This is a genomic window from Streptomyces sp. V4I8 (genome assembly GCF_041261225.1).
Lineage (GTDB): Bacteria > Actinomycetota > Actinomycetes > Streptomycetales > Streptomycetaceae > Streptomyces.
This window is the reverse complement of the sequence record NZ_JBGCCN010000001.1, coordinates 9,564,309-9,576,599: the sequence shown is the minus strand read 5'-3', so window position 1 is coordinate 9,576,599 and position 12,291 is coordinate 9,564,309. Positions and strand designations below refer to the sequence as shown.

6 protein-coding genes and 1 pseudogene are annotated in these 12,291 nt (G+C 74.6%); 5 read left to right on the top strand and 2 right to left on the bottom strand.

Translation table 11 applies throughout. From position 1 onward, the window contains the following. Positions 1 to 46: 46 nt before the first annotated feature. Entirely contained in the window at positions 47 to 2,506 is a 2,460-nt protein-coding gene (locus ABIE67_RS43530; RefSeq protein WP_370267106.1) for a SpoIIE family protein phosphatase, read from the bottom strand. 189 nt (positions 2,507 to 2,695) lie between these two features. On the opposite strand from ABIE67_RS43530, the gene lanKC reads away from it, so the two are divergent. The 4 genes from lanKC to ABIE67_RS43510 all read left to right on the top strand — a co-directional run bounded on the left by lanKC (position 2,696) and on the right by ABIE67_RS43510 (position 9,271). After that, a complete protein-coding gene (gene lanKC / locus ABIE67_RS43525) occupies positions 2,696 to 5,377 on the top strand; it encodes a class III lanthionine synthetase LanKC (protein WP_370267105.1) in 2,682 nt (893 codons plus the stop codon). A 12-nt stretch (positions 5,378 to 5,389) separates the two neighbouring features. Continuing rightward, positions 5,390 to 5,500 carry a SapB/AmfS family lanthipeptide gene (locus tag ABIE67_RS43520; protein WP_048578973.1) on the top strand — a complete coding sequence of 37 codons (111 nt, stop codon included), beginning with the start codon at positions 5,390 to 5,392 and terminating at the stop codon, positions 5,498 to 5,500. Positions 5,501 to 5,597: 97 nt separating this feature from the next. Further along, positions 5,598 to 7,337, top strand: a complete 1,740-nt coding sequence (locus tag ABIE67_RS43515; RefSeq protein WP_370267104.1) for an ABC transporter ATP-binding protein — start codon at positions 5,598 to 5,600, stop codon at positions 7,335 to 7,337. Beyond that, entirely contained in the window at positions 7,334 to 9,271 is a 1,938-nt protein-coding gene (locus ABIE67_RS43510) for an ATP-binding cassette domain-containing protein (RefSeq protein ID WP_370267103.1), read from the top strand. Before ABIE67_RS43515 ends, ABIE67_RS43510 begins: the two co-directional genes overlap by 4 nt. On the opposite strand, the pseudogene ABIE67_RS43505 reads toward ABIE67_RS43510, so the two are convergent. Then, positions 9,194 to 9,754, bottom strand: a pseudogene (locus ABIE67_RS43505) (response regulator); the annotation flags it as partial. The gene ABIE67_RS43510 and the pseudogene ABIE67_RS43505 overlap by 78 nt on opposite strands. A 257-nt stretch (positions 9,755 to 10,011) precedes the next feature. Here ABIE67_RS43505 and ABIE67_RS43500 point away from each other — a divergent pair. Next, the gene (locus ABIE67_RS43500; RefSeq protein WP_370267102.1) at positions 10,012 to 12,162 is read left to right on the top strand and encodes a SpoIIE family protein phosphatase; all 2,151 of its coding nucleotides are present in this window, start codon (positions 10,012 to 10,014) and stop codon (positions 12,160 to 12,162) included. The last annotated feature ends 129 nt before the right edge of the window (positions 12,163 to 12,291 follow it).

The window sequence follows — 12,291 nt, the reverse complement described above, 5'->3', positions numbered from 1 at the left end:
CTTGTTCGCCACGGCGACGGCGCCGGGCGTGCGTCGGAATCCGGCCTCACCCGCCGAGCGCGATCTCGCTCCACACCTGTTTTCCGCCACTGACCGGCACCGTTCCCCACTCCGCCGCCATGGCCTCGACCAGGAGGATCCCGCGGCCGCCGGTGGCCTCCCAGCTGATGCCGGCCGGTTTGACCGGGGTGCGGGGCGAGGAGTCGGCGACCGCCACACGCAGCCGTTGGTTGACGAGGGTGAGGTCGAGACGGACCCGGCCGTCGGTGTGCACGAGGGCGTTGGTGACGAGTTCGGAGACGACGAGCAGTACGGCGTCCCGGTCCGGCGGCGGCACACCCCAGGTGCGCAGGGTGCGCCGGGTGAAGCGGCGGGCGTGGCCGACGGCCTCGGGGACGCGCCACACCGTCCAGCTCTCCCGGAGCGGGCGTACGGCCATGCCGTCGTAGCGCATCAGGAGCAGGGCGATGTCGTCGCTGCGGCGCGCGTCCACGAGCAGGGCGTCGGCGACGAGGCCGAGGTGGGCGGGGTCGGAGCGGGCGAGGTCGTGGGCGAGCCGGTCCATGCCGGTGTCGATGTCGGCGTCGGCGGACTCGACGAGGCCGTCGGTGGTGAGGGCGACCACGGTGCCGGGCCGGAGCCCGAGCGGGCTCATCGGGAAGTCGGCCTGGCGCAGCACGCCGAGCGGTGGGCCGCCCTCGGCCTCGGCGATCTCGGTGGTTCCGTCCGGGTGCCGCAGCACCGGCGGGAGATGGCCGGCGCGCACGCACCAGGCGGAGCCCTCCTCCAGGTCGACGTCGACGTAGGCGCAGGTGGCGAAGAGGTCGGTCTCCATGTCCATGAGGAGGCGGTTGGCGTGGTGGACCACCACGTCCGGCGGGTGCCCCTCGGTGGCGTAGGCGCGCAGCGCGGTGCGCATCTGGCCCATGAGGGTGGCGGCGGCCGCGCTGTGGCCCTGGACGTCGCCGATGACGAGGGCCACGTGGTTGTCGGGCAGCGGGATCACGTCGTACCAGTCGCCGCCGACCTCCAGTCCGGCCGTGGTGGGCAGATAGCGGGCGACGGCCTCGGCGCCGGGCAGCCGGGGGAGTCGGCGCGGCAGCAGCTGGCGCTGGAGCATGCCGACGAGTTCGTGCTCGGCGTCGAAGGCGTGGGCGCGGGACAGGGCCTGGCCGGCGAGGCCGGCGGAGGCGGTGAGCAGGGCGCGCTCGTCGGGGCCGAAGTCGTGCGGGGCGTCCCAGCCGATCAGACAGGCGCCGGCCATGCGGCCCCCGGCGGGCAGCGGCAGGACGGCCAGGCCGCCGGGGCCGACGTCGGCGAGGGCCGGTTCCAGCGGGGTGCCGGCGGGCCAGATCTGGGTGCGTCCCTCGCGCAGGGCGGCGGCGAGGGTGGGCATGGCGCGCACGGGCGCGTCCGGCCATTCGGTACGCCACTCCAGGCGCCACAGCTCCGGCCAGGACTCGGGTTCGGGCGGGTCGAGGACGGTGACGACGAGACGGTCGTTCTCCAGTTCGGCGAGGGCGATGCGGTCGGCGCGCAGCGGCTTGCGCAGTGCGGTGACCACGGCGTGGCTGACGTCGCGGACGGTGCCGGCGGTGGCGAGGGCGGCGGCCAGGCGCTGGACGCGGGCCACGTCGGTCACCTCGGCGCGCAGCGTGGAGGCGTCGGCGACGGTGCCGACGAGGCGGGCGGGGAGGCCCCCGCCGCCGGGCAGGAGGCGGCCGCGCAGCCTGAGCCACCTGGGCGGGCCGGCCGGTTGCAGGACGCGGAACTCCAGCTCGCGGTCGCCGAGCGACGCGTGGCCGGCCTCGACGACGGACATCAGCGACGGCAGGTCCTCCGGGACGGTCAGGCCCAGGAGGGTCTCGACCTTGCCGTCGAAGGCGGCCGGTCCGAGGCCGAACAGCCTGAGGATGTCGTCGCCGACCTCGACCCGGCCGGTGTCCATGGCGAGGCTGAACGCGTTGGCCGGCAACTCGTCCCCTTCCGTCGCGACGGGCGGGGCGGGGACGGCGACGGCCTCGGCGACCAGCTCCAGACACACCCGGTCCTCGGCGTCGAAGCCACCGGGGCGCTCGCTCACGGCCAGCAGGCAGCCACCGCCGTCGTCGGCGCCGGGACTGGGCAGGGCCGCCACGAAGAAGTCCCGGGCGGATGCCCGGCGGGACTCCGCGCCGGCGGCCAGTTCCGCCGGTCCGAGCCACACCGGGCGTCCGGTGCGCAGGGCGTCGGCCGCCGCGGACCGGGCCGAGCGCGAGTAGCTGTCGCGCAGACCGTAGAGCGTCCTCGGCACACCGGCCGACTCGACCAGGCAGAGCAGGTCCTCGTCCTCGCCGGGCGCGTACACGGCGGCGAGCGTCGCTCCGCCGAAGACCAGCGCCTGTTCCAGCACCCGGCGCAGTCGCTGCGGCGACTCCGGATCGGCGACGACCGTCTTCAGGGCAACTTCGGCACGCAGGGTCCTCGTTCCGCGTTCCGCAGCGCCCTCACCGACCACGTCCGCCATTACAGCGCTTATGAGACACCTGCGCAGCCCCTGTGACCGTTCCGTGGAGCCATGGTGACCCTGATGCTCGAAAGGCACCGAACATGTCTTGACGCATGCGTTCCGCACGGTGATCTCGTGACAGTCGTGACTGTCCGTAGCCGTCTCATCGCTGGAAGTCTCGGTGCCGGGCCAGCGGAGGGGGGACGAATGGACAAGCGCTACGAGGCGTACGCGCTCGCCGACCCGCACTTCTACGAGACACCGGACCGGCTGTCCGCCGACCGACACGGAACCGGACGCCTGTACGAGACGGCGCGGCGCGAGGTCCCCGAGGGCTGGACGACGGCGCGGATCGGCGACTGGCTGACGCTGACGCCGGCCGGCCCGGACGGCGCCCCGCTGCCGGGCCCGGCCCAGGGCTGGAAGATCCATGTCTCGGCCACCCTGGCGAACGCGGAGAAGATCGCCGGGATCGTGTGGGACTACTGCGTGCCGCGGGGCGTTCCGTTCAAGTTCGTGCCCGGCCCGCACCTGCTGCACCTGCGCAACGCCAAGTACGCGGGACGCGACTCCAGCGGCAAGTTCGTCACCGTCTACCCGGCCGACGAGGAGCAGCTCCACCTGGTGCTGCGCGAGCTGGGCCGGCTGCTGGAGGGGTTCGAGGGGCCGTACATCCTCACCGATCTGCGCTGGGACGACGGCCCGCTGTACGTCCGCTACGGCGCTTTCGCGCGCCTCTTCGTCGTCGACGACCGCGGTTCGCTGGTGCCGGCAGTGCGGGACGGCGCCGGGCAGCTGGTTCCGGACCGGCGGGCGCCGTCCTTCCAGGTGCCCGAGTGGGTGACGCTGCCCGCGTTCCTCGCGCCGCAGCTGGCGGCCCGCAACGCCACGACGGTCGGCGAGCTGCCGTACCGCATCGAGAAGGCGCTGCACTTCTCCAACGGTGGCGGGGTGTACGCGGGCACCGACACGCGGGACGGACGCAAGGTCGTCCTGAAGGAGGGGCGGCCGCACGCGGGTCTCGCCGCCGACGGCGCGGACGCCGTGGCCCGGCTGGAGCGGGAGCGGTACGCCCTGGAGCGGCTGGCGGGGACCGGCGTGGTGCCCGAGGTGCGCGACCGGTTCCAGCTGGGCGACCACAGCTTCCTGGTCATGGACTTCGTGGAAGGACGCCCCCTCAACTCCTTCTTCGCCGAGCGGCACCCGCTGATCGGCCCGGACCCCGATCCGTGCGCCGTGGCCGACTACACGGCCTGGGCACTGCGTGTCCACCGGGCGGTCGAGCGTGCGGTGGAGACGGTGCACCAGCGCGGGATCGTCTTCAACGACCTGCACGTCTTCAACATCATGGTCGCCCCCGACGACGAGTCGGTGTTCCTGATCGACTTCGAGGCGGCGACCCCGGTCGGCGAGAACAGCCGCCAGGTCGTCGCCCACCCCGGCTTCCTGGCCCCGGCCGACCGCAGGGGCGTGGACGTCGACCGCTACGCGCTGGCCTGTCTGCGGCTGGCACTGTTCCTTCCCATCACCTCGCTGTTCGTGGTGGACCGCGACAAGGCGGCGCATCTCGCGGACGTGATCGCGGGTCAGTTCCCGGACGTACCGAGGGACTTCCTGGACGAGGCGGTCGCCGAGATCTGCCGGGACGTGCCCACGGCCCGTTCGGTCTCCCCGCCGTCGTCGGCGGCGGCGCGATCGGTCTCCGCGTCGTTCGTGGAGCCCGGCGACTGGCCCTACAGCCGCGACTCGATGGTGAAGGCGCTGCTCGCCTCGGCCACTCCGGAGCGCGAGGACCGGCTCTTCCCCGGCGACATCGCCCAGTTCTCCGACGGCGGCGGGCTGGGCCTGGCACACGGCGCGGCCGGCGTGCTGTACGCCCTGGCCGCGACCGGCGCCGAGCGCTACGACGAGGGCGAGCGCTGGCTGCTCGACCGCACCGACCCGCCACCGATCGGCGCCCCGCTGGGCCTGTACGACGGACTCGCGGGCGTGGCCCACGTCCTGGACCTGCTCGGCCACCGGCAGCGCGCCCTGGCCCTGGTCGACACCATCCTGAGCGAGCGGTGGCAGCGCCTCTCCTCCGACCTGCGCGGCGGACTGGCCGGCCTGGGGCTCGTCCTGGGCAGCCTGGCGGACGCCACCGGTGAGCCGGAGCTGCGCGAGCGGGCGGCGGAGGCCGCGGACATCCTCGTACGGCGTCTGACGGCACCGCCTCCGTCCGGGCCCCGGCCCCGTGCCGGGCTGATGAGGGGGGCGAGCGGGCCCGCGCTGTTCCTGCTGCGGCAGTACGAACGGACCGGCGACGGCCGGCTGCTGGACGCGGCCGGCGAGGCGCTGCGCCAGGACCTGGCGTGCTGCGTCGAGCAGAAGGGCGGCTCGCTGGAGGTCGACGAGGGCTGGCGGACCATGCCCTATCTGGGCGACGGAAGCGTGGGCGTGGGGATGGTCCTCGACGACTACCTCGCTCACGCGGGTGACGGCATCGGCGCCTTCGAGCAGGCCCGCTCCGGCATCCTCACCGCCGCCACCTCCCGCTTCTACGCCCAGCCCGGCCTCTTCCAGGGACGTGCCGGGATGATCCTCCACCTCAGCCGCACGACCGCACCGGGCGCGGGCGCCGACCGGCCGGCCGGGCAGATCGCCGGGCTCGGCTGGTACGCGATGTCGTACCAGGGCCAACTGGCCTTCCCCGGGCACCAGATGATGCGGCTCTCCATGGACCTCGGCACCGGAACCGCCGGGTGCCTGCTCGCGCTCGGAGCGGCCCTCGCCGCCGACGCGGACGGCGCGCCCCCGGCCCACCTGCCCTTCCTCCCGCCGCCACCGCGGCCCGAGAACGCGGCTCCGCCACCTGACGGAGTCGTGACACAACCCCGTCCCCACGAATGAGAGGACTACGAGATGGCACTGCTCGACCTGCAGACGATGGAGACCGAGGAGTACACCGGCGGCGGGAGCGTCGCCAGCCTGCTGCTGTGCGCCAGCCAGGCCAGCATCACGCTCTGTCTCTGACGGACGTAGTGCGCCGGCGGCCCCGGGCGGTTCCCCTCCCTCACGGGAGGGGTCGCCCGGGGCCCTTGCCCGGACGAGGGAGCGAGGCCGCGGCCGTATGACGACTCCGACTCCTGCCGCCGACCCGTCCCGCGCGCTGCTGCGCGCGGCCACCCGGCACAGCGCGTCCCGTACCGCGGCACTGTGCCTGGTGAGCACGGCCGCGACCGGGGCCGGGCTGCTCCTGCCCACCGCGCTCGGCCGGACCCTGGACCTCCTTCTGGCGCGGGCTCCGGCGACGGGCTGGGTGCTGTGCTGCGCCGGACTCGTCCTGTCACTCGCCCTGCTCGACGGCTGCCAGAGCGTCCTCGTCGGCACCGTCGACGCCCGCACGACGGCCTGGCTGCGGGGGCGGCTGACCCGGCGCGTCCTGGCGGTGGGCCCGGCGGTCACGGCCCGATTCGGGGCCGGTGACCTGGTCGCACGACTCGTCGGCAACGCCGCGCAGGCCGGCACGGCACCGGCCGCCCGTGCCGCGCTGCTCGCCGCGTTCGCCGGACCGGTCGGGGGCATCGTCGCCCTGGGCCTGATCGACGTATGGCTCGCGGTCGTGTTCCTCGCCGGGGCGCCGGTACTGGCCGCCCTGCTGCGGGCCTTCGCCCGCGACACCTCCCGGTGTGTGACGCGCTACCAGCGGGAACAGGGCAGGATCGCGGCCGCGCTCGCCGAGGCCGTCGACGGCCACCGCACCATCCGGGCGGCCGGCACGGCCGACCGGGAGACGGCGCGGATCCTGCGCCCCCTGCCCGAACTCTCCCGCGCGGGGCACCGTATGTGGCAGGTGCACGGCCGGGCCTCCGCCCAGGCCGTCGCCGTGGCCCCGCTGCTGCAGCTGGGGGTCATCGCCGTCGCGGGTGTCCTGCTCGCCCGGCACCGGCTGACCGTCGGCGAGGTGCTCGCCGCGTCCCGCTACGCGGTGCTGGCCACCGGCGTCGGCATGCTGGTCGCCCACCTCGCGAGCGTGGCCCGTGCCCGGGCGGCGGCCGGACGCCTCGGCGAGATCGCCACCGAGCCCGCCCCCGCCCATGGCACCCGCCGACTGCCGCCCGGCCCCGGCCGGCTGGAGCTGCGCGGCGTGACCGCCCGGCGCGGGAAGCACACCGTGCTGGCCGGGATCGACCTGGTCGTCCCCGGCGGGACCACCCTCGCCGTGGTCGGCCGCTCCGGCGCCGGCAAGTCACTGCTCGCCGCGATCGCCGGGCGGCTGGCCGACCCGGACGACGGCGAGGTCCTCCTCGACGGCGTCCCGCTGAGCGAGCTGACCCACGACGACCTGCGCCGCGCGATCGCCCACGCCTTCGAACGCCCCGTCCTGCTGGGCGACAACGTCGAGGACGCGATCGGCCTCGGCCTTCCGGCCCCCTCCCCCACCCGCATCCGGGAGGCTGCCCGCACCGCCGACGCGGACGCGTTCGTACGCCGCCTGCCCAGCGGCTACGCCACCGCCCTGACCGACGCCCCGCGCTCCGGCGGCGAGTCCCAACGGCTCGGACTGGCCCGGGCGTTCGCCCACGGCGGCCGTCTGCTGATCCTCGACGACGCCCTGTCCAGCCTCGACACGGTCACCGAGGCCCGCATCACCGAGGCCCTGGCCGGCGGCTCGTCCGCCACCCGCCTCCTGATCGCCCACCGGGCGGCCACGGCGGCCCGGGCCGACGCGGTGGCCTGGCTGGACGGCGGGCGGGTGCGGGCGGTCGGGCGACACGAGGAGCTGTGGGCGATGGCGGCTTACAGGGAGGCGCTCACGGGAACGGCCTCGGGGGCTTCGACGGCCTCGGCGGAAGAGGCGTGCCCATGAGCAGCGGGGCCGGTGCGACCGGCGGGCTCTACCCGCGCGGGCTGCGCTTCCTGCGGTCCCGGTGGCGGGTTCTCGTACGGCTCGGCGTCTGGTCCGTGCTGGAGACGGGGCAGAGCTTCCTCATCGGATACGCCCCGGCCCGTGCCCTGGACGACGGGTTCCTGCGAGGCCGACCTGAGGTCGGGCTCGTCTGGCTCGGCGTCGCCGGGCTCGGGGTCGTGCTCGGCGCGTACGGCACGGCCCGGGTGTACGCGGCCGTCGCCGCGCTGGTCGAGCCGCTCAGGGACCGGCTCGTGACGCGGGTGGTCGAGCGCGGGGTGCGGGAGGCGGACCGGGGGGCGCTGTCCGGGCTCACCCAGCAGGTGGAGATCGCGCGGGACACCTTCGCGGGGCTGGTGATGGTGTCGCGGTCGTTCGTGTTCACCGCGGTCGGCGCGCTGGCCGGACTGTTCTCGCTCGCCCCGCTGCTGCTGCTCGTCGTCCTGCCTCCGCTGGCCGCCGGGGTGGGCCTGTTCGCGGCGACGCTGCGTCCGCTGGCCCGTCGGCAGGAGGTGTTCCTCGCGGCGGACGAGGCCCTGGCCGACCGGCTCGGCGCCGTCTGCCCCGGGCTGCGGGACATCACGGCGTCCGGCGCGGAGGACCGCATGGCCGCCGACACCGGGCGCCTGGTGGACGCCGAGCTGAAGGCCGCCCGCTCCCTCGCCCGTTTCGGCGTGCTGCGGGTGGCCGCCCTCGCCCTCGGCGGCCAGCTCCCGATCGTCCTGCTCCTCGCCACCGCACCCTGGCTCCTCCGCCATGGCGTCACCACCGGCGCCCTCCTCGGCGCCCTCGCCTACGTCACCCAGTCCCTCCTGCCCGCCCTGCACAACCTGGTCCACGGCCTGGGCACGAGCGGCTCACGGCTGGCGGTGGTGCTACGACGGCTGGCGCCGGCAGCGCCCCAAAGGGTCACGGGGCTGCAATCGAACATGCGGCCCCGCCGCGCGGGCGCGACCAGCCACGACGAACCCGCAGACGACCAACGACACACCACGCCCCTACCGGCGGAGCGCGACGCCCTCTCCCTCACCTCCGTCACCTTCGCCTACGGCCCCACCGCAGCCCCCGTGATCGAAGACCTCGACCTCACCCTCCCGTCCGGCGCCCACCTGGCCGTCGTCGGACCGAGCGGCATCGGCAAGTCCACCCTGACGGCACTGGTAGCCGGTCTGCTGGAGCCCCGGTGCGGCACGATCCGGGTGCACGGGGACGCGGCGCCCACGCCGCAGGCGCACGCGCGGCGGGTCCTCATTCCGCAGGAGGCGTACGTGTTCACCGGCAGCCTCGCCGAGAACCTCGCCCATCTGCGGCCGGACCCCGTCCCCGAGGCGGAGTTGCTCGCGGCCGCCGAGGCGGTGGGGCTGACGCCGTTGCTCGACGCCCTGGGCGGACCGGAGGGCCGGGTGGATCCCGCGGCGCTGTCCGCGGGCGAGCGGCAGCTGATCGCGCTGACCCGGGCCCACCTGTCGCACGCCCCGCTCGCGCTGCTCGACGAGGCGACCTGTCACCTCGATCCGCGGGCCGAGGCGCGCGCGGAGCACGCCTTCGCGGCCCGCCCCGGCGGCACCCTGGTCGTCGTCGCCCACCGCATCAGCTCGGCCCGCCGAGCCGACCGGGTCCTGATGATGGACGGCCGCGACACTGCGTACGGCACCCATGACGAGCTCGTCCGGAGCTCCGCGCGCTATCGCGAACTCGTCGGTGGCTGGACCCCCGTGCCGAGGGGGCGGCGGTCAGAGCCAGCCCTCGCCCTGGGAGATCCGGATGGCGTCGATGCGGTTGCGGGCCCCGGTCTTGCGGGTGATGGCCGCCATGTAGTTGCGCACGGTCCCGTGGGACAGGTGCAGGCTCCCCGCGATCTCCGCGACGGACGCCCCCTCCGCCGCGAGGGATAGGACGCTCAGCTCCCGCCGGGTCAGCGGCATCTCGGCGGCCTTGAGGAAGGCGAAGCCCAGCGAGTCGTCGACGAAACGTTCCCCCTCGGCGACGCGCCGGATTCCGCGCACCAGACGGTCCGGCGAACCCTCCTTGTCCACATAGCCGAGCGCCCCCGCCTCCAGGGCACGCTTCAGCAGCCCCGGCCGGTTCACGCCGGCCAGCACCAGCAGGTGCGGCGGCGTGCGGCCCGTGTCCCGCACGCGCAGCTCGCCGAGCGGCGGGATGCCGTACGCGTCCGAACACTCCAGGTCCGCCGCGCACACATCCGGTCGCACGGATCTCACGCGGGCGGGCGCGCTGCGCCAGGGGGCGTCGTACACCTCCAGGTCGGATGCTCGGCGTAACCACTCCGCCAGCACCGATCGCACCAGAGACTCGTCGTGCACCACCAGGACCCGGATCACTGCTGCCCCTCCACCCCGCCGTTCGTTCACATTCATGGTCTTGAGCGCGTGCCCCATTGTTGGGGTCTGTGACCGTCTGCGGGCGCGAAGAACCGGCCATCAGGGTGCGCGGGGGCGCACGCGAGGCGCCCATACGCCGGGGTCGCGCATCGACTGCTGGGGCATGGGCTCGCCGTCAGGGGGTACAGGGCGGCCCCTCGCAGCGCGGGCGTGAGGGGCCGCTCGCCGTGCGCGACGGGCGCCGAAGGGGGAGATTTGAGCCCTGGGACCTGTCGCGCGGCCCCGCGGAGGAGGTGGTCGGTGTGTCCGACGGGCAGACGGCCGCCCAGGCGCCGGTGGCCGCGAGGACGCGGGTCGGCCGGCCGCTGCTGTCGCTGGCGCTGGCCTCGATGATGGACGAGGTGCACGCGCACTCCGGTGCCGTCTATCTGCTGGCCGCCGACGAACCCGTGCTGGAGATGGCGGTCATGGCGGGCCTGCCCCGGGCGTTCGCGGCGCCATGGGAGCGGGTCGGACTGAGCGCGCCGATCCCGGTCGCGGAGGCGGTGCGGGAGCGGCGGCTCGTCTGGGTGGGGGGCGAGGAGGACATGGCGGCCCGGTATCCGCGGATCGCCGTCGTCCTGCCCTACCCCTTCGCGCTGGCCGCGCTGCCGGTGGCCACCGAGTCCCACGCCTACGGCGCGATCTTCGTGACCTGGCCCGGCACGCACCCCCCGGAGCTGTCGGACCGGGAACGCGACCATCTGAGCGCCGCCTGCCGACGGCTCGCGGTACGGCTGGAACGTGCCAGGGAGGAGAGCCGCCCGCCGCTCCCGGAGCCCGATCTGATCGCCGGACCGGCGTTCAGCGGAGCGGCCGGCACGCTCGGCACGGTGGAGGCGGCGCGGATGGTGTCGCGGCTGCCGTACGGGCTGTGCTCGCTCGATCTGCACGGCCGGGTCAGCTTCGCCAACCCCGCGGCGGCCGAGCTGATCGGCGTCCCGGTCACCCGGCTGCTCGGCAACCAGCTGTGGGCGGCGGTGCCCTGGCTCAACGACCCCGTGTACGAGGACCGCTACCGGGCCGCGCTGATGAGCCAGCACACGACCTCCTTCGTGGCGCTGCGCCCGCCCGGGGACTGGCTCTCGTTCCGGATGTATCCGAGCACGACCGGTCTGAGCGTGCGGATCAGCAGGGCCCGTGCGGTGGCGGAAATGGGACGCAGGGGACCACAGCCCGGTGACGCGCCGGGCCGGCTGGTGACCATCTCCCAGGTGCTGAGCCTGGCCGGCGCGCTCACCGAGGCGGCCGGTGTGCAGGACGTGGTGCAGCTGGTCGCGGACGAGATCGTCCCGGCGGTCGGCAGCCAGGCGCTGGTCGTCCTGGGATCGCGGGCGGGCCGGCTGCACGTGCTCGGGCACCGCGGATACCCGGATCCGCGGATCGTGGAGCGGTTCGACGGGCTGCCGCTGGCCGAAAGGACCCCCGGCGCACAGGCCCTGGGCACGGGGGTGCCCGCGTTCTTCGAGTCCCAGCAGCAGTTGGAGCGCCTGTATCCGGCGCGGGGCTCGACTCCGGACGGGTTCGCGGCCTGGGCGTATCTGCCGCTGATCGCCTCCGGCCGGCCGGTCGGCACCTGTGTGCTCGCCTACGCCGAACCGCATCCGTTCCCGGCGGACGAACGGGCCGTCCTGACCAGCCTCGGCGGGCTGATCGCACAGGCGCTGGAGCGGGCCCAACTCTACGACGCCAAGCACCAGTTGGCGCACGGCCTGCAGGCCGCCCTACTCCCCCACTCGCTGCCGCCGCTGGCCGGCGTCGAGGCGGCCGCGCGCTATCTCCCCGCCACGCAGGGCATGGACATCGGCGGCGACTTCTACGACCTGGTGCCGACGGAGCAGGGCCTGGCCGCGGCGGTGATCGGGGACGTACAGGGGCACAACGTGACCGCGGCCGGCCTGATGGGCCAGATCCGCACCGCCGTACGGGCGTACACGACCGTGGGGCAGGCGCCCGAGGACGTCATGCGCAGCACCAACCGGCTGCTGCTCGACCTCGGCTCCGACCTGTTCGCCAGCTGTCTGTATCTGCGGCTCGATCCGGCGCACGGGCGGGCGGTGATGGCCCGTGCCGGGCATCCGCCGCCGCTGCTGAGACGGCCGGACGGACGGGTGCGGGTGCTCGACCTCGCGGGTGGCCCGCTGCTGGGCATCGACGGCTCGCCCACGTATCCGACGACGGAGGTCGACCTCACGCCGGGCTGTGTGCTCGTCCTCTACACCGACGGGCTGATCGAGTCCCCCGGCGTCGACATCGAGGACGCGCTCGCCGAACTCGGCCAGCTGCTCACCGAGGCCGGGGAACTACCCTTGGACGAGCTGGCCGATCTGCTCGTCCAGCACAGCGCGGCGAGGCGGGAGCGGGTCGACGACGTGGCACTGCTGTTGTTGCGGGCGCGGGACTGACGGCCCGGACACGCAGCGGTCCGGCCCTCCCGCCGGAGGGCCGGACCACGTGCTCGTACGGATCGCTCGCGATCACGCGGGATCACTTGGAATCACTCGGGATCACCTGGATCCGTGCGGCGGTGTCAG